General features: G+C 61.3%; 21 protein-coding genes. 8 read left to right on the top strand and 13 right to left on the bottom strand.

The genetic code is table 11. The features are described 5' to 3' along the window. Window positions 1–139 precede the first annotated feature (139 nt). The 4 genes from ACFQ95_RS17940 to ACFQ95_RS17925 all read left to right on the top strand — a co-directional run bounded on the left by ACFQ95_RS17940 (window position 140) and on the right by ACFQ95_RS17925 (window position 2,683). The gene (locus ACFQ95_RS17940) at window positions 140–643 is read left to right on the top strand and encodes a phasin family protein (protein WP_422833135.1); all 504 of its coding nucleotides are present in this window, start codon (window positions 140–142) and stop codon (window positions 641–643) included. 144 nt (window positions 644–787) lie between these two features. Then, entirely contained in the window at window positions 788–1,459 is a 672-nt protein-coding gene (locus tag ACFQ95_RS17935; RefSeq protein WP_422833134.1) for a TetR/AcrR family transcriptional regulator, read from the top strand. A gap of 9 nt (window positions 1,460–1,468) precedes the next feature. Beyond that, complete coding sequence (locus tag ACFQ95_RS17930; RefSeq protein ID WP_422833132.1) at window positions 1,469–2,242, top strand: hypothetical protein; 774 nt, start codon at window positions 1,469–1,471, stop codon at window positions 2,240–2,242. A gap of 186 nt (window positions 2,243–2,428) precedes the next feature. Continuing rightward, window positions 2,429–2,683: an acyl-CoA-binding protein gene (locus ACFQ95_RS17925; protein WP_422833130.1), complete on the top strand. Its 255-nt coding sequence runs from the start codon at window positions 2,429–2,431 to the stop codon at window positions 2,681–2,683. A gap of 12 nt (window positions 2,684–2,695) precedes the next feature. Here the strand turns inward: ACFQ95_RS17925 and ACFQ95_RS17920 are convergent, their stop codons facing one another. After that, complete coding sequence (locus tag ACFQ95_RS17920; RefSeq protein WP_422833128.1) at window positions 2,696–3,739, bottom strand: aminopeptidase; 1,044 nt, start codon at window positions 3,737–3,739, stop codon at window positions 2,696–2,698. Between the two features lie 189 nt (window positions 3,740–3,928). Between ACFQ95_RS17920 and ACFQ95_RS17915 the strand changes: the two genes are divergently transcribed. The 3 genes from ACFQ95_RS17915 to ACFQ95_RS17905 all read left to right on the top strand — a co-directional run bounded on the left by ACFQ95_RS17915 (window position 3,929) and on the right by ACFQ95_RS17905 (window position 6,725). Then, window positions 3,929–5,191, top strand: coding sequence for a class I SAM-dependent methyltransferase (locus ACFQ95_RS17915; RefSeq protein WP_422833126.1), 1,263 nt, complete (start codon window positions 3,929–3,931; stop codon window positions 5,189–5,191). 66 nt (window positions 5,192–5,257) lie between these two features. Then, window positions 5,258–5,587 (top strand): DUF1840 domain-containing protein, encoded by a 330-nt coding sequence (locus ACFQ95_RS17910; RefSeq protein WP_422833125.1) that lies wholly within the window; start codon window positions 5,258–5,260, stop codon window positions 5,585–5,587. Window positions 5,588–5,738: 151 nt separating this feature from the next. Beyond that, a complete protein-coding gene (locus tag ACFQ95_RS17905; RefSeq protein ID WP_422833123.1) occupies window positions 5,739–6,725 on the top strand; it encodes a glycerophosphodiester phosphodiesterase family protein in 987 nt (328 codons plus the stop codon). Window positions 6,726–6,846: 121 nt separating this feature from the next. On the opposite strand, the gene ACFQ95_RS17900 is transcribed toward ACFQ95_RS17905, so the two are convergent. From ACFQ95_RS17900 to ACFQ95_RS17845, 12 genes are all read right to left on the bottom strand, one after another. Next, window positions 6,847–7,872, bottom strand: coding sequence for a Bug family tripartite tricarboxylate transporter substrate binding protein (locus ACFQ95_RS17900; protein ID WP_422833121.1), 1,026 nt, complete (start codon window positions 7,870–7,872; stop codon window positions 6,847–6,849). A gap of 83 nt (window positions 7,873–7,955) precedes the next feature. After that, window positions 7,956–8,429 (bottom strand): MarR family winged helix-turn-helix transcriptional regulator, encoded by a 474-nt coding sequence (locus tag ACFQ95_RS17895; protein ID WP_422833119.1) that lies wholly within the window; start codon window positions 8,427–8,429, stop codon window positions 7,956–7,958. After that, the gene (locus tag ACFQ95_RS17890; protein ID WP_422833118.1) at window positions 8,429–9,403 is read right to left on the bottom strand and encodes an alpha-ketoacid dehydrogenase subunit beta; all 975 of its coding nucleotides are present in this window, start codon (window positions 9,401–9,403) and stop codon (window positions 8,429–8,431) included. The genes ACFQ95_RS17895 and ACFQ95_RS17890 overlap by 1 nt, the downstream gene beginning before the upstream one ends. Beyond that, complete coding sequence (locus ACFQ95_RS17885) at window positions 9,394–10,365, bottom strand: thiamine pyrophosphate-dependent dehydrogenase E1 component subunit alpha (RefSeq protein ID WP_422833181.1); 972 nt, start codon at window positions 10,363–10,365, stop codon at window positions 9,394–9,396. The genes ACFQ95_RS17890 and ACFQ95_RS17885 overlap by 10 nt, the downstream gene beginning before the upstream one ends. 295 nt (window positions 10,366–10,660) lie before the next feature. Then, window positions 10,661–11,644 carry a tripartite tricarboxylate transporter substrate-binding protein gene (locus ACFQ95_RS17880; protein ID WP_422833117.1) on the bottom strand — a complete coding sequence of 328 codons (984 nt, stop codon included), beginning with the start codon at window positions 11,642–11,644 and terminating at the stop codon, window positions 10,661–10,663. A gap of 196 nt (window positions 11,645–11,840) precedes the next feature. Continuing rightward, on the bottom strand, window positions 11,841–13,106 hold the full coding sequence (locus ACFQ95_RS17875; RefSeq protein WP_422833115.1) for a phenylacetate--CoA ligase family protein: 1,266 nt from the start codon (window positions 13,104–13,106) through the stop codon (window positions 11,841–11,843). 10 nt (window positions 13,107–13,116) lie between these two features. Continuing rightward, window positions 13,117–13,926, bottom strand: coding sequence for an ABC transporter ATP-binding protein (locus tag ACFQ95_RS17870; protein WP_422833114.1), 810 nt, complete (start codon window positions 13,924–13,926; stop codon window positions 13,117–13,119). Window positions 13,927–14,092: 166 nt separating this feature from the next. Further along, window positions 14,093–15,409 (bottom strand): ABC transporter substrate-binding protein, encoded by a 1,317-nt coding sequence (locus tag ACFQ95_RS17865; RefSeq protein WP_422833179.1) that lies wholly within the window; start codon window positions 15,407–15,409, stop codon window positions 14,093–14,095. Window positions 15,410–15,492: 83 nt separating this feature from the next. Beyond that, the gene (locus ACFQ95_RS17860; protein ID WP_422833113.1) at window positions 15,493–16,569 is read right to left on the bottom strand and encodes a branched-chain amino acid ABC transporter permease; all 1,077 of its coding nucleotides are present in this window, start codon (window positions 16,567–16,569) and stop codon (window positions 15,493–15,495) included. 139 nt (window positions 16,570–16,708) lie between these two features. Next, entirely contained in the window at window positions 16,709–17,638 is a 930-nt protein-coding gene (locus ACFQ95_RS17855; RefSeq protein ID WP_422833112.1) for a branched-chain amino acid ABC transporter permease, read from the bottom strand. A gap of 11 nt (window positions 17,639–17,649) precedes the next feature. Next, the gene (locus tag ACFQ95_RS17850; protein ID WP_422833177.1) at window positions 17,650–18,471 is read right to left on the bottom strand and encodes an ABC transporter ATP-binding protein; all 822 of its coding nucleotides are present in this window, start codon (window positions 18,469–18,471) and stop codon (window positions 17,650–17,652) included. A 32-nt stretch (window positions 18,472–18,503) separates the two neighbouring features. Then, window positions 18,504–20,450 (bottom strand): AMP-dependent synthetase/ligase, encoded by a 1,947-nt coding sequence (locus ACFQ95_RS17845; RefSeq protein ID WP_422833110.1) that lies wholly within the window; start codon window positions 20,448–20,450, stop codon window positions 18,504–18,506. A gap of 193 nt (window positions 20,451–20,643) precedes the next feature. Here ACFQ95_RS17845 and ACFQ95_RS17840 point away from each other — a divergent pair, with 193 nt between their 5' ends. Beyond that, window positions 20,644–21,375, top strand: a complete 732-nt coding sequence (locus ACFQ95_RS17840; protein WP_422833109.1) for a Crp/Fnr family transcriptional regulator — start codon at window positions 20,644–20,646, stop codon at window positions 21,373–21,375. Window positions 21,376–21,438: the final 63 nt, after the last annotated feature.

The raw sequence follows: 21,438 nt of genomic DNA, 5'->3' as shown, positions 1-21,438 counted from the left end.
TCTATTCCATGCGTGCAAACAAGGCCTACAGTGGTGAGGCGCACAAGCGCTGCCGACCCTCCCGTTTCGCCGCTCCGCAGACAGACCTCATCCCGATATAACTGAATATCTCGCCAAACCTTGCGCCACTGGATGTCCCATGCCTAAAAAACCCTCTCCCGAGACGCCACAACCAGGCCCGTCAACCCCCTCGCCCAACGCCGTCAAGGACTCGGCCCAGCAAATCTGGCTGGCCGGCCTGGGCGCTTTCGCCAAAGCGCAGGAAGAAGGCAGCAAAATGTTTGAAGGTCTGGTGCGTGATGGTTTGGGCATGCAGCGTAAAACCCAGGCAGCGGCGGAAGAAAAGCTCACAGAAGCCACCAACCGGCTCACCGATATCGCCAGCGGCCTGGCGGCCAAGACTGGCGGCCAGTTGGACAAGTTGGAAAACCTGTTTGAAGGCCGCGTCGCCAAGGCAATGCAGAACCTAGGCCTACCCACAGCAGCCGAACTCCATGCCCTGAACACACGGCTCGACGCCATGCAGAAAACGCTGGACGCACTGGTGCGCCAGGGCAACACAAAACCTGCGGCCAAAAAGGCCCCCGCCAAAGCCGCCTCGCGCAAAACCCTGGCGAAGCACCCCTCAGTACCCAAAAAGTAAGCCTGTTCCTACGTGATCAGGCTGCACCCTGTCATATTTAACAGGCATTCCACCCATACGCAGAGTACATATCCAGCTAGGCACCTTCCCTAGTCTTCGCCGCTTGGCCGCTCGGTTAGAGTGGGCCAAAAGCTGGAGGAGACTATGGCCAAAAAGCCACCACGCAGGACCGCAGAACGGATCCTGGAGGTGACGCTGGATTTGTTCAACCGGTTTGGCGAGCCCAATGTCTCGACCACGTTGATCTCGGCCGAGTTGAAAATCAGCCCCGGCAACCTGTACTACCACTACCCCGCCAAAGAAGAGCTGATCAATGCCTTGTTCAACCGCTACGAACAAGGCCTGCTGGAACTACTGGGTGCCAGCGATGGTGTGCGTGACGTGGAAGATGCCTGGTTCTTCTTGCACAGCCTGTTTGAGTTGATCTGGCAATACCGTTTCTTGTACCGAGATCTCAACGATTTGCTGAGCAACAATCGCCGACTGGAAACCCATTTCCAGTCGGTTCTGAACCAAAAGACACAAGCAGTACGCCGCTTGCTCGACGGCATGAGTGGCTCGGGCGCTTTGCACATCGATGCGCGCGAACGAGACACCACCAGCACCAGCATGGTGGTGGTACTCACCTACTGGCTGAGTTTTGAGTATGTGCTGAACCCACGACAAGCACTGGAACCCGAGAGCGCCGGGGTGGCTTTGCTGCGTGGCGCCTCACACGTACTTCAATTGCTGGTACCGTACCTGGAGCCAACACAACGGGCGCATTTATTGCACCTGGTTGAGGCTTATGCTGATACCCCAAAAGAGCCTGCCTAGGAGAAACCCATGCCGAAATGGACGCCATTTCCCCACGCTGGCGCCTATGCATTCACTCCCGCGACCACGAAGAAAAACTGGGCTGTGCTGCACCGCGGCGACAAAGAGCCTCTGCCGCGCAGCGCCGCCGAACTCGCGGCCTGGGCGCACTACCATGCTGGCGACTTTGAACAAGCCGAAGCCGCGGGACTGGCTGCCGGAGGCAGTGGCTTGATGGCCGCCAACAAGGCCGCCATCGTGTACGCCAACTACCTGGAGCCGCGTGAGAAGTCGCGCCTGGAACGGCTGATGGCCGTCGCCGAGCGCGCCCATGCACAAACCGAAACCGAGCCCAACAACGCCAATGCCTGGTTTTTGCACGCCTATGCACTTGGCCGCTACAGCCAGGGCATCAGCGTTGCCAAGGCGCTGGCCCAGGGTTTGGGTACCAAGGTGAAAGAGGCGCTGGAAAAAACCATTGCATTGGTCCCTGACCATGCCGAGGCGCACATAGCGCTTGGCATGTTCCACGCCGACGTGATCGACAAGGTTGGCCTGCTGATCGCCAGCATGACCTACGGCGTCAAGAAAGAAGAGAGCCTGCGGCTGTTGCGCGAGGCGCTACGGCTGATGCCAGAATCGTCAATAGGCATGGTGGAGTACGCCAATGCTTTGCTCATGCTCGAAGGCGAGAAGCTGCTGCCAGAAGCCACGGCGTTGTACGAAAAGGCCGGAGCCATTACGCCGATCGACGCGGCGGACCGCCTGGCGGTGGACCTGGCACGCTCCGAACTGGCTGATTAGGCCCCTGGCAGCGGCGGTTGCCGACCATTACTGACGATTACCGAGCACTACCGACCGTTATCGGCCGTTGTCGCCTGAGCGACGAAGGCTGTCGGCACGTCATTTGCAATGCATAAGATGGCAAACCCAAGCACCCCAGCCTGCGGGGAGCAGCAGCACCGACATTTACACCAGGAGTTTCTCGAGATGGCAGATCTAGTCGCCGCGTTTGACGCGGCCGTAGCAAATTCTAAAAACCTCAGCGAGCGCCCCGACAACGGTACGTTGCTCAAGCTTTATGCGCTTTACAAACAAGGCAGCAGCGGAGACATCGAAGGCGACAAGCCGGGCTTCAGCGACATGGTCGGCCGCGCCAAGTGGGACGCCTGGAACAAGCTCAAGGGCACCGACACGGACGAAGCCAAGCAGCAGTACATTGACCTGATCAGCGAACTGAGCTGACCACCTGCCAGATCATTGCGGCGGCACCTGCAATGCAGCGTGCCGCTTTTCTTTGGGCAGCTCGGCCAGGCGCCGCACCTCCCGGTAAAACGCCTGCCAGTCGGCCCCGCTGCGCCGAAACAGCGCTTCAAATCCAGGCACCAGGCCGTCGTACGCGGCCTGCACACCAAAACTCGCGTTGTTGGCCTGGCCGACAAAACGGTCGTATCCAGCGTAGCCACCCCAGCTGACCTTCAACGCGGCGTAATCACTTTTGAAGCGCTGCATCACTTCATTTTTAGTAGCTATTTGCGCTTCTGTGGGGCCGGTTTCAGGCACTTCTTGCTTGTAAAGCGCCGCCAGGCGTTGACGCGTCGCCAGCAGCAAGGCCTGGAACGCCCGGCGCCGCGTGTCATAAGCGGCGTACTCGCTGCGTGCGGCGTCAGTGCTCTGCTCGGCCAACCAGCGCGCGCCGCCCAAACGTTCCACCGCAGTGGCAAACGATTCGTTGAAAGCGGTATCGTCTTGCGCGTACACCAGTTGGTGCGCCAATTCGTGGAACAGCAATCGCGCCAACTCACCTTCGGGCTGAAAAATGAAGGTGTTGAGCAGCGGATCACCGCCAGCCCAGTTCATCCAGCCCAGGGTGGAATAGGCAGGCACCCCGTAAACAGTGGTCTCCAGTCCCTGTGCGGCCAAGTTTTGCGCCAAGCTGCGCGCATCCGCCTCGGCAAAATAGCCACGGTAGCCAATGCAGCCCGTCACCGGGAAACACCAGGTCTGCAAAGTGAGTGAAAAAGCCGGTGCCGCCACCACGTTCCACACCGCGGCGGAACGGTGCAAGTCGGCGTAGCGGTGGTAGCTGTTGTTGTCGGGCAGATGCAGCTCGGCCACAGCAAAGGAACGCATGCGTTGGGCCAGTTGCAGCCGCAGGCGCAAGGGCTCGGGGGTCTGCGGGTCGGCGACCCAGTCGTCTATCGGGCGCGCGGCTTGCAGCAGTTTCACGTGGCCCACGGCCGATTGCAGCAGGTAGCCGGTGTCGGCGCAGCCCGAGAGCAGCAGGGCTGCCAGCAACATCGGCAAAAAGCGAACCCAAAAGACTATCAGGAATCGATGCACGGCACGGTGCCACGCACACGGTGGCCGATCAACAATAAAGGGCAAAGTGTATCGAGCATGAAGCCCAAGCCGTTTAGCGTAAAAAATGCGGTGGCAACCTACAAGGCGGGTGTTGACGCCTGTTGATCTGCTCCACAAAATCAAGCCATGCAGTCTTTGATTCATCAAATTGAAGCACGACTCCAGAACCTGCCGGTGCCGGTAGCCGTGCGTTTGCCCGCAGGGCAGCAGGTAGGGCCCAGCCAAGCCCCCGTCACCCTCACCTTCAACGACTGGTCCAGCCTGGCCACCATGGCCGCAGGCCAGATCGGGCGTATGGCGGAGGACTTTGTCGAGAACCGCATACAGCTCAAAGGCCAGATGCGCGACCTGATGGCGGTCGCCGCCAAGCTGCTGCCGGGTCACCCCATCGGCGAGCGCAGCGCCTGGTGGACCCATATCCTGCACCGCGCCAAGTCGCTGGCAGCCCACACGCCGATCAAAGACGCACGGCAGATACAGTTTCACTACGACATATCCGACGACTTTTACGCCCTGTGGCTAGACCCACGCCAGGTCTACTCCTGTGCCTACTACCGTGAAACCGACATGTCGCTGGCGCAAGCCCAGGAAGCCAAGCTCGACCACATCTGCCGCAAGCTCATGCTGCAGCGTGGCGAGCGTTTTCTAGATATCGGCTCGGGCTGGGGTGGGCTGTTGCTGTGGGCTGCCGAGCATTACGGCGTGCAAGCCACCGGCATCACGCTGTCAAAGAACCAACACGCCCACGTGGAGGCGGAAATCACGCGTCGCGGCTTGCAGGGCCAGGCCCGTGTGTTGCTGCTGGACTACCGGCATCTGCCGGAAGACGCGCTGTTCGACAAGATTTCCTCCGTGGGCATGTTCGAGCACGTGGGCCAGGCCAACATGCCGCAGTACTTCGGCAAAATTCGACGGCTGCTCCGCCCAGGTGGCCTGACGTTGAACCATGGCATCACAGCCGGAGCACCTGGTGTAGACCAGTTGGGCCATGGCATGGGCGACTTCATCGAGAAGTACATCTTCCCCGGAGGTGAGCTGCTGCATGTGAGCCAGCTGCTACGCGAAACGGCCTTGGCCGGGCTGGAGATGGTCGACACCGAAAACCTGCGCCCGCACTACGCGCGCACCTTGTGGGCCTGGTCCGATGCTCTCGAAGCCCACCTTGACCAGGCCACGGTCATTCTGCGCACCACGGCGGGTGAACAAGGCGCGGAGCGCATTCTGCGTGCCTATAGACTCTACCTCGCAGGCAGCGCCATGAGTTTCGAACAAGGCTGGATTTCCTTGCATCAAATGCTCTCCACCCGCCCCGACGGCGACCTCACCAGTGGCAGCATGCCGGGAGCCCAGTCACAGTATCCGTTCAACCGCGAAGGCATGTACCGCTAGGCTCACGGATCTTGCGTAGCGGTACATACCTTTCTTACCCCACACGCATCCTCTGCGCCAGACACCATGCTCTACAAATTCAAATCCAAAAACGCGGCTGATGTGATCATGCTCGAACCCAACGGGCGGCAAATTCTGCAGATCATCGGCAAGTCGCCTGCGGGCCAAGGCATCATCACGGCCAGCGAAACGGCGAGTGCCATCAGCGCGCTGACCGAAGCTCTGGCACGCGAGGACCAAGCGACGTCAGCGCCCACACCGGGGTCGGCTGAAACGGCCAAGGACGACAACGAAGACAAAGCTGCGCCGGTATCACTTAGGCAACGTGCCGCACCTTTTCTGGAGCTGCTGCGTCGCGCGCAGAAAGATGGCAGCGACATCGTGTGGGGCGTTTAAGCCGCTGAGCAGGTCCACACCAACACGTCCAGGCATTTGTTGCACTCAAGGGCGGCGGCGCCATGCCCAACGCAAGCTGTCATCGAGAAGTCACTTCGTCGGCTTAATGTTCTGGGTTTTCCAATACAGGGAACCGAGGATGCAAAAAAGAATGGCCTTGATCGCTTTGCTCGCTGCCGCAGGTCTTACCGCCTGCGGCGGTGGCAGTGAGACCAATAACAACACAAACTACGTCAGCACCCAGCCCCTGGTGATCGCCCACCGCGGCGCCAGCGGCTACCTGCCCGAACACACCCTGGGGGGTTATGAACTGGCCGTGCGCCTGGGTGCAGACTTCATCGAGCCCGACCTGCAACTCAGCAAGGACGGCGCGCTGGTGGCGATACACGACGACACGCTGGAGCGCACCACCAACGTCGCGACGCTGTTCGCCAAGCGCAACAACGCTTACAAGGTGGCCGACTTCACGCTGGCCGAAATCAAAACACTGACGGTGCAACCCACCGGCACCGGCAAAACCAGCTACTCCGGGTTCACGCCCAGCAGTGTTTCACCCTGGACCGTGCCGACCTTTGAAGAAGTGCTGGACCTGGTCGAGCGCCTGAGCCGCCAAAACACGCGTGTTGGTGTCTACCCCGAGGCCAAGCAAGCCGACCCGGCGATGGAAGACGCGATTCTCAGCACACTGATCAAGTACCAGTACAGCAGCACCAGCAAGCTGTTCGTGCAGTCGTTCAGCGACGCCACGTTGCGCAGCATGCGCACCAAGAGCTTGGCGAAAGGTACACAATTCCCACAAATCCTGTTGGGTGCAGCCGTCATGGGCAGCGACAACGTGGCCCGCGTGGCCGTGATCACCGGCGCAACGCCGACCCTGCTGACCTTGCAGGAAGCGGCGCAGTTTGTGGCGGGCATTGGTCTGGTCATCAACGTCTCCACCTACCCCATCACCAAGGCCTACATCGACCAGGCCCACGCCGCCGGCCTGAAGGTGCACGGCTGGACCTTCGCCCAAGCCGATGCCACCCTGGCCGCCGCCGAGTACAAGAAGTATCTCGACATGGGCATGGACGGCATGTTCTCCAACTACACCGACCTGGCGGTGACAGCGCGCGACACCTTCGTCAAAACAAAGTAAGCCAGCGCTTTAAACACGGCTCGCCAGTCCAGAACACCGTGGAGCCGGCTTCGCCGGGCCACCGGTGTTGCCCCCTGCAAGGGGGTTGGCGCAGCGACACGCAGTGCGCGCAGACTGGGGGTCAGTCAACTTTAGCGCCTGAGGTCTTCACCACCGGCGCCCATTTCTTCAGTTCCGAGTCGATCAGTTGCGCAAACTCCTGCGGCGTGTTGCCACTGGGGATCGCGCCCTGCGCCAGCATCTTTTCCTTGACCGCTGGCGTGGCCATCGCCTTGGCCACCTCGCGCTGCACGGCGTTGACGATGTCGGGCGGCGTACCCGCAGGCGCCAGCAAACCAAACCACGAGCTGGCCTCAAAACCTTTGAGTGCCGGCCCACCCGCCTCTTCCACCGTCGGCACATCGGGCAGCGCGGCGGAGCGCTGCGCGCTGGTCACGGCCAGGGCCTTGAGTTTGCCGGCCTTGATCTGCTGCATGGACGACGGCAGGTTGTCGAACATCACATCCATGGTGCCCCCCACCATGTCCATCAAAGCCGGCCCCGAGCCACGGTAGGGGAAGTGCGTCATATAGATGCCCGTCATGGCCTTGAACAACTCACCGGCCATGTGGATGGACGTGCCGTTGCCGCTGGACGCCATGTTCAGCTTGCCCGGATGTGCCTTGGCATAACGAATGAAGTCGGCCACGTTTTCAATGCCCATGGCCTTGGCCTTCTCGGCATTCACCACCATCACGTTCGGCACACCGGCCACCAGGGTGACGGGGGCGAAGTCCTTCACCGGGTCGAAGCCCAGCTTGTCGTACAGCGCCTTGTTGATGCCATGGGTGCCCACCGTGCCCATCAACAGCGTGTAACCGTCGGGCGGCGACTTGGCCACCAACTCGGATCCGATATTGCCGCCCGCGCCGGCCCGGTTGTCGACCACAAACGGCTGGTTGAACGCACGTGTCAACTCTTGTGCCATGGCACGCGCCAGGATGTCGGTGGTGCCGCCAGGCGGAAACGGTACAACGATCTTCACCGGCTTGCTGGGCCAGGCGCTTTGGCCCCAAGCGAAGCTGGGCAGCAGCGTTGCGGTGGCCAGGCTGGCAGCGCCCAGCAACAGTTGGCGGCGCGTGTGGGACCGGGAACGATGTGACGGCATGCGGGGCTCTCCTTGTGATTGCCTGCACTTTTAAAGGCAGCGCGGCCAGCGGCAAAGATGGAAAACCCGGCGTGGCCTAGCCCCTAGCGCTGGCTGCGCACTGAAACCACCAGCTTGTCGAGCACTGCGCCGAGTTGCGCCAGCTCGGCCGCAGGTAAATCTGCAAACAGCGCGGCCTCGCGCTGCTGCGCCAGCGGCCACACCTCCATGAACAATGCGCGCCCTGCAGGTGTGACTTGGAGCTGGCGCTTGCGCAAGTCGCTCTCCAGCGTCTGTGTTTGCAGGCGGCCACGTCGCGCCAGCCCACGCAGCGCGCGGCTCACCGACATCTTGTCCAGACCCGTGAGATCGGCCACGGCCATGGCCGTGACATCCGCATGCTGCGCCAACACCGCCAACACCGCCAGCACACGCCATTCGTTCAGCGTCAGTTGATACTGCCGCCCCACACTCTCCTGAAACGGCCGCGCGGTCAGGTTGACCACGCGGACCAGCTTGAAGAACACCGAAGCATCCGCAGCGGGGGCGGCGGTGTGCGGCAACTTGACTCTGGTCATCACACCACGTCGGCCAGAGCACGGGCCTCGGCCACCACCATCTCCAGCGTCACCCGCGACTGCGCCTCCAGCACCGGCGCATAACCCACCGGGATGCGCGGCGCCCCCAGGCGTTTGATGCGGCAGCCCGTGGCTTCGGCCGCGGTGGCCGCAATCTCGGCACCAAAACCACCGGCCTGCACCGCCTCATGCACCACCAGCAAGCGGCCGGTGCGCGCAGTGGATTCGAGCACCGTGGCGCGGTCCCATGGCCAGATGGTGCGCAGGTCCAGGCAGTCCACCTGCACGCCGAGTGCGGCCAACGCCACACAGGCCTGTTCACACACCAGCGCTTGTTTGCCCCAGCTCACCAAGGTCAGGTCGCTACCGGTGTGGCGACGTGCGGCCAGACCCAGCGGGATATGCAAGCCGGTCTGCACTTCGCCGCTGCTGCCCCACAAGGTTTTGTGCTCCATGTAGACCACCGGGTCGCCCGATTGCATGGCCGCGCGCAACAGTGAATAGTTGTCTTGCGGGGTCGATGGGCAGACCACGGCCACACCCGGCAGGTGTGCAAACCAGGCTTCGAGCGACTGCGAGTGTTGCCCTGCCGAGGCATCCCAGATGCCGTTGGGCATACGCGCCACCAGCGGCACACGCCCCTGACCGCCAAACATGAAGCGGTTCTTGGCCGCCTGGTTGACGATCTCGTCCATGCCACACAGCGCGAAATCGACCACGCGCATCTCCACCACGGGGCGCAAGCCGGCCAGCGCCATGCCCACACCGGCGCCCATGATGGCGGCTTCACTGATGGGTGTATCGATCACACGATCGGCCCCGAAGCGCTGTTGCAGGCCTTTGTACTGGCCAAAGATGCCGCCACGGCCAACATCCTCGCCAAGCACCACGACATTCGGGTCGGCCTGCATTTCATGCTGCACGGCCAGTGCGGCGGCTTGTGCATAGGACAGTGTTTCTGTGCTCAGTACCATGTGCCGGCTCCGGTGGTTTGAACGTCGCTGTAGGCGTCTTCGGCGGCCGGCCAAGGCGCGTCGGCGGCAACGGCCAAGGCGGCCGCGACTTCGGCTTGGGCTTCAGCCTCGAGCTGTTCACAGACAGCCGGGTCGCGGCCCGCGGCTTGCCATGCGGCACGTGCACGCGCAATCGGATCGGTCAACAAAGCCGCTTGTAATTCGGCAGGGTCGCGGTAAGCCGCTGGGTCTACCGACACATGGCCTTTCACGCGGTAGGTGAGCGCGTGCAGCAACTGCGGGCCGCCCCCGGCGCGCACCGCCTGCACCACTGATGCGGCGGCTCGGTACACCGCCATCACGTCGTTGCCGTCCACGGGTGTTGCGGGAATGCCCAGGCTGATGGCGCGTGCCGAGGCACCCTCACCGGCGGTCATCGGCCCGCTGGCGGTGGTGGCGCTCCAGCGGTTGTCCTCACAGACGAACAGCACCGGCAGGTCGTAGACACGCGCCCAGTTCAGGGCCTCGAGAAACGGGCCACGGTTGATCGCGCCGTCGCCAAAAAAACATACGGTAATCGCGTCCCGCGCCTGCAGCTTTTGCGCATGGGCCGCGCCCACCGCAATCGGCAAGCCAGCCGCCACCACACCGTTGGCACCCAGCATGCCGACTGAAAAATCAGCGATGTGCATGGAGCCGCCCTTGCCACCGTTGAAGCCGCTCGCCTTGCCAAACAGCTCACACATCATGCGTGTGAGGTCGGCTCCTTTGGCCAGCGTGTGGCCATGGCCACGGTGGGTGGAGGTGAGGTAGTCACTGGCTCGCAGATGTGCACACACACCAGCCGGTACCGCCTCCTGGCCGGTGGACAAATGCAGCGGGCCGCGCACCTTGGCCGTGCCCCCGGCACTTTGACCATAGGCACTCACCCCGCCCTGGCTGGCAATCTCGGCGGCATTTTCAAAGGCGCGGATACGTACCATGCTGCGGTACAAGGCAATACAAATTGAGGCTTCAGTGGCTGTTGTCACGGCGAAATGGGTGAACCCCTGGTTGTGGATAGACCCACAAAATCGTAACGAACGTTACCAACTTCAGGCCTCGGAGTTTCCCGCTCAGGGCTTACCCGCGCGCTTGATCAGCGTGGCGTCAAGCGAAGCCCACACGCCACGATGCGCGATGAGGCAAAAAAAAGCCCCTGGCCAGGGCACAGGGGCTTTGAGACGGGCGTTTGGGTCACATTGCGCCTAGCGCAATGCCCCGCTGTCAGTCTTTATCTTAGTCAGCGTAAACGCCTGCGGCCTTGATGATGGGCGTCCACTTGGCAATTTCTGCAGCGACGAATTTCTTGTGCTCGGCAGGCTCCACACGTTTGTCGGTAGTCACCACTGCGCCCAGGCCTTCCTGCTTCTTGATGAACTCAGGGTCCTTCATCGCGGCCTTGAGTGCCGTGTTCACCTTGGTCAGGACATCGGCTGGCGTGCCCTTGGGCGCATACAGGCCGTGCCAGATGGTGACCTCAAAACCCTTTACGCCGGCCTCTTGCATCGTAGGCAAGTCTTTCAGTGCGGGCGTGGTCAGGCGCTTGGCGGTGGTCACGGCATAGGCCTTGACCTTCTTGCCTTCGATCTGGCCCGTGGTGTTGGTGGTCTGGTCACACAGCAGGTCGATCTGGCCGCCAATCAGGTCGGCAATCGCCGGCGCCGTGCCTTTGTAGGGCACGGGGGTCATGTCGGACGCCAGGGCGCTTTGGAACAACAGGCCACACAGATGCGAAGCCGAGCCCACACCCGCATTACCCAAGTTGATCTTGCCCTTATTGGCGGTGATCCAGGTTTGCAGTTCGGCGAAGTTATTCGCCGCCATGGTGGGTTTGGCGATCAAGGTCATGGGCACGTCATTGACGATGCCCAGGTATTCAAAGTCGGACTCGACCTTGAACGGCAGGTTGCGCACCAGGCCAGGCATGGTCGACATGGCAATGTGGTTCAACAGCAGGGTGTAGCCGTCGGGTGCGGCCCGCGCCACCTTGGCCGAACCGATGGAGCTGCCAGCGCCCGCCACGTTGTCCACCAGAATGCTCACGCCACCGAATTGCTTGCGCAGGGCTTCGGCCAAGTCTCGGGCCACACGGTCGGTGGGGCCACCGGCGGCGAACGGCACCACGATGCTGATGGGCTTGGTGGGGTAATCGGCGGCCTGCACCGATGACACGGCACAGAAAGACAAGGTTGCCAAGGCAATAGCTGCTAGTTTTTTCATGAGTAACGCTCCCTATAAATGTGGCGCGATATTAGCCCGCACGGCTGTCGCTACACCCGAGGGATTTACCTAAAGAAAGGCCGCACATTTAATGGGGCGATTTAAGAAAATCATCGCCACATACCGCTCTGGAAAAGCGCGTCAAGCTAGCTTTTAAATAGCACCTGCAACACCGAAAGATTGCTGAGCACTGATCTCATTTGTAGCTGCGCGCGTCTTCGATCACACGGCCGTCGTTGGGCAGGCTTCCGGGTGTAACAAACACCACGTCGCCACGCAGCTTGGTCACATCACGAATGGCTTCGCCAATACGCTCACCCAAACCGTCCGTGGCCGCTGGCACCTCTACATGCAGCGTCATGCTGTCGTTGGCCATTTCACCGGCCACAACCAAGCGTGCACGCAGGGCTTCGGGAAAACGCTTCAAAACTTCCGCCACCTGGCCCGGATGCACAAACATGCCACGCACCTTGGTGGTTTGGTCGGCACGGCCCATCCAGCCCTTGATACGCGTATTGGTGCGGCCGGTCGGGCAAGCCCCCGGCAGGATCGCCGACAAATCACCCGTGCCAAAACGGATCAACGGGTAGTCGGCATTCAGCGTGGTCACCACCAGTTCACCCACCTCACCGTCGGGCACGGGGTCGCCGGTGCCGGGACGCACAATTTCCACCACCACCCCCTCGTCCAGCACCAGGCCTTCGCGCGCACTGGTCTCGTAGGCGATCAGCCCCAGGTCGGCCGAGGCATAACACTGGTAGGCGGCCACACCCTGGCTGGCAAACCAGTCGCGCAGCGAGGGCGGACATGCCTCACCCGAGACCAGCGCCTTGGTGACCGACGGCAATGGCCGCTGCATCTCGGCCGCTTTCTCCAGGATGATTTTCAAGAAGCTGGGCGTGCCTATGTAGCCCGCCGGGGCCAGATCGGCCATGACCTGCACCTGCTGCTCGGTCTGGCCGGTGCCGCCCGCAAACACCGTGCAGCCCAGGGCATGGGCGCCGGTTTCCATCATCGACCCGGCGGGCACGAAGTGGTAGCTGAAGCAGTTGTGGATCAACTCGCCCGGCCTAAAACCAGCCGCATACATGGCTCGTGCCATGCGCCAATAGTCGCGCCGTGTGCCCTCGGGTTCGTAGATGGTGCCGGGGCTGGCAAAGATGCGTGGCATGGCCGAGCCAAAGCCAATGGCGCTGAAGCCGCCGAATGGATAACCCGCCGAGCCCACGCCCTCGGCGCGCTGCGCTTGCTGGCGCGCCAGCAGTTCGTATTTGCGCGTCACCGGCAACTGCGCCAGCGCCGCACGCGAATCGATTTGATAAGGATCTACGCCGCGCAGGATCTCGGCAAACGCAGCGGTTTCCATCTGTGCGTGCACCAGTTGCTGGCGCAGTGCAGACATCTGCTCCGCTGCGCGTTGGCTGGGCGAGCGCGCCTCCAGGTTGTCGTAAAAAGCAGTCATGCGCTTTACCTCAGGCGAGCCAGCGTTTGCGGCGTTTATAACTTTTGGCATCTCGGAAACTCTTGCGTTCACCACTGCCCACACCCAGGTAAAACTCTTTCACGTCTTCGTTGCTGGCCAGGTCGCTGGCGGCTCCATCCATCACGATGCGTCCACTCTCCAGGATGTAGCCGTAGTCGGCGTAACGCAGCGCCATGCTGGTGTTTTGCTCGGCCAGCAAAAAGGTCACTTTCTCCTTTTTGTTCAGGTCCTGGACGATGTTGAACACTTCTTCCACGATCTGCGGCGCCAGGCCCATGGAAGGTTCATCGAGCAGCACCATGCTCGGGTTGGACATGATGGCGCGGCCAATGGCGCACATTTGCTGCTCACCGCCAGAGGTGTAGGCCGCCTGCGAGGTGCGCCGCGTTTTCAGCCGCGGAAAGTAGTTGTAGACCTTGTCCAGATTGGCCGCGATTTCGCCTTTGCTGGTGCGTGTGTAGGAGCCGGTGAGCAGGTTTTCCTCGATCGTGAGGTGGGCAAAACAATGCCGCCCTTCCATCACCTGCACCACGCCACGCCGCACCAAATCGGCCGGACTCAGATTTTCAATGCGGTCGCCACGCAGTTCGATTGACCCCTTGGTGACCTCGCCGCGTTCACCCTTGAGCAGGTTGGAGATGGCACGCAGCGTGGTGGTCTTGCCCGCGCCGTTGCCACCGAGCAGCGCCACGATGCCGCCCTCGGGCACACGCAACGACACGCCTTTGAGCACCAGGATCACGTGGTTGTAGATGACCTCGATGCCGTTGACGTTGAGAACGATGTTTGGTGATTCCATGTGTTGCTTTCGCTGTGCCAGTCGAAGGACTGCGGGTGCACCCCAGGCCGGGGCCACCACGCAAGGGTCGCCCCGCCGCGCTGCTGGTATCCCCCTTCCCCTCTTCCATCTGCGCAATGCGCCAGGAGAGAAGGGGGCAGGCAGGTCAGCGTCTCGGGGCTGCTCCTTAGCTCTGGCAGTCCGCCACTTCGCGGCGCGTCATCTTCTTGTCGCCCAGATACTTCTCGGCACCGGCTTTCACCATGGGCTTCAAGATCTGCTCGTCGGCCTGCATGAAGTCAGAGCTGAAGCTCCACTTCTGGCCATCCCAGGTCTGCACACGTGCCCAGGTCGAACCCATGTGGTCGGCACACGAGGTGCTGAGCGGGCGCATCACGCCGGCCAGGCCCAACTCGTCCAGACGCTTCTGGTCCAGCGCCAGGTTTTCCAGTCCCCAGCGCACTTGCTCACCGGTCATGACCTTGCCCTTGCCAAAACGCTCCTGCGCGCGGCGCACGGCTTCGATCGACAGCATCTGGATGATCACGCCGCGCGTGTACAGCACCGAGCCCACTTCATCCTTGGGCCCCGTGCCTTGGCCCTTGTCGTGTACATACTTCAGGATGTCTTGAATGACCTTGGGTTGTGTGCCCGAGGTGTTGAGCGCCAGCGCGTTGTAGCCCTTGGCGCCTTCACCCACGTCTTTCACATCCGGCTCGGCACCGGCCCACCACACACCATACATCTTGTCGCGTGGATAACCCGTGGCTTGGGCTTCCTTCAGCGCGGTGGAGTTCATCACGCCCCAGCCCCACAGCAACACATAGTCGGGGCGGCTTTGGCGCACTTGCAGCCAGGCGGATTTTTGCTCCACGCCGGGCGCCGTGACCGGAATCATCTGCAGGTCAAAACCATGCATCTTGGCGCGCTCTTGCAGCAGCGGAATCGGCTCTTTGCCAAACGGTGAGTCGTGGTAGACCAGCGTGATCTTCTTGCCCTTGAGCTTGTCCAGGCCACCTTCCTTCTTGCCCAAATGCTGGATCAGGATGTCGGCGCCAGTCCAGTAGCTGCCCATCAACGGGAAGTTCCACTTGAAGGCCATACCGTCTTGCGCCACCGACAGTCCATAGCCCAGGGTGAGCAGCGGCACCTTGTCGACAGGTGCCTTCTCGGTCAGCGCAAAGGTGATGCCAGTGGCCTGCGGATCAAACAGCGCCACGCCGGGGCGGCTCTTCAGGCGTTCATAACACTCCACACCACGGTCCGTGGCGTAGCCGGTTTCGCACTCTTCATAGGTGAGCTTCACACCGTTGATGCCACCGTCGCGCGCGTTGACCATTTTCAGATAGTCCTGCTTGCCGTTGGCCCATGGCACACCATTGGGCGCATACGGCCCGGTGCGGTACGACAGCAGCGGGAAGAACTGCTCTTTGGCCTGTGCCCAGGCCGATGTGCTGAGCATGGCCGATGCACCGGCCGCGACAGCCGTCATGGCCAGCACCATTTTGCGTACGTGTTGAAGCTTCATTTGTCTCTCTCCTTGTGTTTAGAACCAACCCCGAAACAGATGTGATGCGCGACAGAAAATCAATGCGGGAACGGCCAGATGCGCAGCTTCTGCCGACCGATAGACCACAACTTGGCCAGGCCATGGGGCTCGACGATCAGGAACCACACGATCAAAGCGCCAAACACCATCAACTCCGCGTGTGAAACCGTGGCGGTGGAAACCTCCACGCCAAAAATCGAGGCAATGGCCGGCAGCAACTGGCTCAACACCACCGGCAGCACAATGATGAAGGCCGCGCCAAAAAACGCCCCGGCAATCGAGCCCAGGCCACCGATGATGACCATGAACAGCAGGCGAAATGACTGGTCGACCGAAAACGCCGCAGGCTCCCACGCACCCAGGTGCACAAAGCCCCATAAGGCACCGGCGACACCCACAATGAACGAGCTGACCGCAAACGCGGTGAGCTTGGCATACATGGGGCGGATGCCGATCACGGCGGCCGCCACGTCCATGTCGCGAATGGCCATCCACTCGCGGCCAATGGCGCCCCGCACCAGGTTCTTGGCCAGCAGCGCAATCACGGCCAAAAGCACCAGGCAGAACAGGTATTTGCTCTGCGCGCTCTCAATCGGCAAGCCAAACACCTGCAGACCGTTGACCGAGATCGAGCCCGAGGGTGAGTCGTTCACAAACCACTTGATGCGCAGGAACATCCAGTCGCTGAAGAACTGCGCGGCCAGTGTGGCCACCGCCAGATAAAGCCCCTTCACACGCAGGCTTGGCAGGCCGAACAAAATGCCGAACGCCGTGGCACACAGGCCACCCAAGATCAACGCCGGGATCAGCGGCATGCCCGGCACCCGCACAAAGAAGTTATAGGCGCCGTAGGCACCCACCGCCATGAAGGCGCCCGAGCCCAGCGAGATCTGCCCGCAGTAACCCACCAGGATGTTCACACCCAGCGCGGCCAGCGCCATGATGAGGAAGGGGATCAAGATGGCGCGAAACAGGTAGTCGCTGGCGAACGCCGGCACCACGATGAAGGCCAGCGCCAACAGCGCCAGCATGGCCCAGCGGTCTTGCGTGATGGCGAAGATCTGCTGGTCCGCACGGTAGCTGGACTTAAATTGGCCGTTTTCTCTGTAAAGCATTTCAGGCGCCTATAGAAGTTAACGCTCGCTTGGCAGGCAAACACTGCAAAACTGGCTTTGCCAGGCCGCAAGTGTTGCCCCCTGCAAGGGGGTTGGCATAGCGACACGAAGTGCGCGAAGACTGGGGGTGTTCATAGGTCTAAACCCGGTCAATGATTTTTTCGCCAAAGAGACCTTGGGGGCGAATAAGAAGGAAGCCGAGCGCCAGCACATACGCAAACCAGATCTCGATACCTCCGCCGACCAACGGGCCCAGGTAGACCTCGGAAAGCTTCTCGCCTACCCCTATGATCAAGCCACCTATGATGGCGCCCGGCACCGAAGTGAGCCCGCCCAGGATCACCACCGGCAGCGCACGCAGCGCCACCGTGGTGAGCGAAAACTGCACGCCCAGCTTGCTGCCCCAGATCATCCCGGCCACCAGCGCGACCATGCCGGCAACACACCACACCACCACCCAGATGTGGTTCAGCGGAATGCCAATGGACTGCGCGGCCTGGTGGTCGTCGGCTACGGCGCGCAGCGCACGGCCGGTGATGGTTTTCTGGAAGAAGATGCTCAGCCCGACCACCAAGGCCGCAGCGATGGCGGCGGCAATCACGTCTTCCGGGTTGATCAGCACCCCACCCTGGAACACACCTTCAAGCACAAAGATAGGGTCTTTGGGCATGCCGATGTCGATCTTGTAGATGCTGCTGCCAAACAGTGTTTGACCCAGACCTTCCAGAAAGTAGGTAATGCCTAACGTGGCCATGAGCAGCGTGGCGCCCTCTTGGTTCACCAGATGGCGCAGCACCAGCTTTTCAATCAACCAAGCCACGGCGAACATGATCACACCGGCCACGGCAAACGCCAGCACGTTGGCCAACCAGATCGAACTCAGGCCGGTCCACTCGGGAATCCATTGGGCAAACCGCGCCATCGCCAGCGCGGCAAACAGCACCATCGCACCCTGCGCAAAGTTGAACACGCCGGAAGCCTTGTAGATCAACACAAAACCCAGCGCCACCAGCGAATACAACATGCCGGCCATCAGGCCGCCGAGCAATGTTTCCAGAAAAAATGCCATGGCTGTGGTCCTTAGTGTGAGGTGCCGAGATAGGCGCGGATCACGTCGGGGTTGTTGCGCACTTCTTCGGGTGTGCCGTCACCGATCTTCTTGCCGTAGTCGAGCACCACCACACGGTCGCTGATGTCCATCACCACGCCCATGTCATGCTCGATCAACACCACGGTGGTGCCGAATTCGTCGTTCACGTCGAGCACGAAGCGGCACATGTCTTGTTTCTCTTCAACGTTCATGCCAGCCATGGGCTCGTCGAGCAGCAAAACCTGCGGCTCCATGGCCAAGGCACGGCCCAGGTCCACGCGTTTCTGCAGGCCGTAGGGCAACTGGCCCACGGGCGTTTTGCGGTAGGCCTGGATCTCCAGAAAGTCGATGATGCGTTCCACCACTTCACGGTGACGGATCTCTTCGCGCTCCGCCGGTCCTATGCGCAGCGCTTGCCAGAACAGATTGCTTTTGATCTTCAGATTGCGGCCGGACATGATGTTGTCCAGCACACTCATGCCCTTGAACAAGGCCAGGTTCTGGAAGGTGCGGCCCACGCCCATCTGCGCCACCTGGTGGCTGTTCATGTGGCTGAAGGTCTTGCCACGAAAGGTGATCTTGCCGTCCTGCGGCGCATACACGCCATTGATGCAGTTGAGCATGGAGCTTTTGCCTGCACCGTTGGGACCGATGATGGCGCGGATCTCGTGTTCGCGCACACTGAACGAAATGTCGGTCAGTGCGTTCACGCCGCCAAAGCGCAGCGAGATGTTGGCCACGTCGAGAATCACGTCGCCGAACTGGCGGCGGTGTTGGGACGGCGGTGTTTCCACAGGGGCGTTGGTGGTCATGGTCCAGGGCTCGGTGACGGCATTCATAGGGCTTACGCTGCGGCTTTCACGGGGGCAAAGGTTTTGGTGTCGCCAATCGCCAGCGTGGCGCTGACGCTGCCACTGCGGCCGTCTTCAAATTTCACTGCCGTTTCGATGTACTGCGAGGTCTTGCCACCGTAGAGTGCATCCACCAGGGGCTGGTATTTCTCGGCAATGAAGCCACGGCGTACCTTGTTGGTCCGTGTGAGTTCACCGTCGTCGGCGTCCAGCTCTTTGTGCAGCACCAGGAAACGGCTGACCTGTGAACCAGCGAGTAAGACGTCGTTGGCCAGATCGGCATTGACCTTTTCAATACACTCCTGCACCAGTTGATAAACCTCGGGCTTTTGCGCCAGGTCGGTGTATCCGGCATACGGCAGGTTGCGGCGCTCGGCCCAATTGCCCACGGCGTCGAAGTCGATGTTGACCATCACACACACGCGGTCGCGGCCATCGCCATAGGCCACCACTTCCTTGATGTGTGGAAAAAACTTGAGTTTGTTCTCCACGTACTTGGGCGCAAACATCGCGCCGTCGTTGGCGCCACCCTTGATGCGGCCCACATCTTTCACGCGGTCTATGATCTTCAGATGGCCGCTGGCATCCAGAAAGCCGGCATCGCTGGTGTGGTACCAGCCATCGGTGGTCAACACTTCAGCGGTAGCCGTGGGGTTCTTGTAGTAGCCCTTCAGCAAACCGGCCGACTTGACCAGGATTTCGCCGTTCTCCGCCACCTTGATCTGCACACCTTCGATGGGAATGCCCACGGTGTCGGCACGCGCCTGGTTGTCGGGCTGCAGGCACACAAACACGGCGGTCTCGGTAGAGCCGTAGAGCTGCTTGAGGTTGATGCCTATGGAACGGTAGAAGGTGAACAGGTCCGGCCCTATGGCCTCGCCAGCGGTGTAGGCCACACGCACACGGTTGAAGCCCAGGCTGTTGCGCAGCGGGCCATAGACCATCAGGTTGCCAGCGGCGTAGAGCAAGCGGTCCAGCGCGCCCACAGGCTGGCCATCCATCAAGGCCGGGCCCACACGTTTGGCCAGATCCATGGCCACACGAAACATGTTGCGCTTGACGGCGCCCGCGTCTTCCATACGGATCATCACCGCCGTCAGCAGGCCTTCAAACACACGCGGTGGCGCGAAGTAATAGGTCGGGCCAATTTCCTTCAGGTCGATGTTGATGGTGGCCGCACTCTCGGGGCAGTTCACCACATAACCACAACTCAGCCACTGCGCGTAGCTGAAGATGTTTTGCCCTATCCACGCCAGCGGCATGTAGGCCAACACTTCCTCAGAGTCGCTGAGCTTGTCGAACCTGGCACCGGCCGCAGCGCGGTCAAGCAGGGTGCGGTGGCTGTGCACCACACCTTTGGGGTTGCCGGTGGTGCCCGAGGTGAAGAACATGGCGGCCACATCGTCGGGCTGCACTTTTTCTACGGCCGCCGCGAAGAAGCCTGGGTGTGATTTGGCATAGGCCTGACCACGTTCGACCAGCGTATCCATGGCCATCAAGCCGGGCTCGTTGTAGTTGCGCAGGCCGCGCGGGTCGTCAAAAACGATGGTGCCGAGTTGCGGGCATTGGGTACGGATCTCCAACAGCTTGTCGACCTGCTCCTGGTCTTCGACCATCGCAAAACACACTTCGGCGTTGTTGATGGGGTACACACATTCAGCACCCACAGCGTCTTGGTACAGCGGAATCGGAATCGCGCCCAGCGACTGCGCGGCCAGCATGGTGGCGTACAAGCGTGGGCGGTTGGCACCAATCACCACCATGTGCTGCCCGGCCGTGAGGCCGGCTTGCGCCAGACCACAGGCCACATGCTCGACCAGAGTAGCCATTTGCGACCAACTGTGGACCTGCCAGATGCCGTACTCTTTTTCGCGCATGGCCGGCGCCTGAGGGCGCTCTGCCGCGTGCCGGAGCAAGAGTCCGGGAAACGTCGTGTGCATGCTGTCTCCTTGGGTGTGGGCAGGTCGCGGCTGGCACAAAACGCCATCCACAACCTGTTGTCTTGAGGCGACTGTAAATTCCACTTTGACGTTAGGTTGTCATTTGGACGACAATTTAGGGGTGACCCCTCCCCCGGAATTACCCTTCCCGCCACAAGCCCCTGACAAGCGTCCCCCGCGTCCAGGTGGCCCTGTGCCGGCCGCCGAAGTACCCCTTTCACAACGCAAGCGCCCGCCCACCCCAGCCGAGATTCGCGACATTCCGTGGCTCAAGGTATTGAACCCACCCGAGCGAGAACGCGCTTTGCAGGAGTTGCTGGTGGGTGATGCTTTGGCGGGCGACTACGTGTGCCGCGTGGGCCGGCCGGTGACCTATTGGTTTGGTGTGGTTGATGGCTTGCTGAAGATGAGCAGCGACAACGCCCACGGCCAAACCATGACCTTCACCGGCATTCCACCGGGCGGCTGGTTTGGCGAGGGCACGGCGCTCAAGCGCGAGCCCTACCGCTACAACATCCAGGCGCTGCGCAAAAGCACGGTGGCCGGTTTGCCGGTAGACACCTTCCACTGGCTGCTCGACCACTCGATTGGTTTCAACCGCTTCATGATGAACCAGTTGAACGAACGCTTAGGGCAGTTCATTGCCGCGCGCGCCATCGACCGTATGCAAAGCCCCGACGTGCGTGTGGCACTGAGCCTGGCCTCGCTGTTCAACCCGGTGCTCTACCCCGGTGTGGGCGAGACGCTGCGTATCACACAACAAGAGTTGGCCTACCTGGTGGGTTTGTCGCGCCAGCGGGTGAACGAGGCGCTGAATGTGCTGCAGGAGCAAGGCAGCATCCGTATCGAATACGGGGGTGTTCGCGTCCTGCGGTTAGATGCGCTACTCAGCGCTGCGGATGCGGCTGAGGGTAATGCTGGTTAGTGAAGTCATCGTCCCGCCGATGCCGCGGATCGAGCCGAAGAAACATGTATCCCATTTGAGAAA

Origin of the sequence: Variovorax sp. HJSM1_2, from assembly GCF_049316285.1 — a bacterium.
In the GTDB taxonomy this organism is placed as follows: Bacteria; Pseudomonadota; Gammaproteobacteria; order Burkholderiales; family Burkholderiaceae_C; genus Rhodoferax_B.
This window is presented reverse-complemented; position numbering and strand designations above follow the sequence as displayed.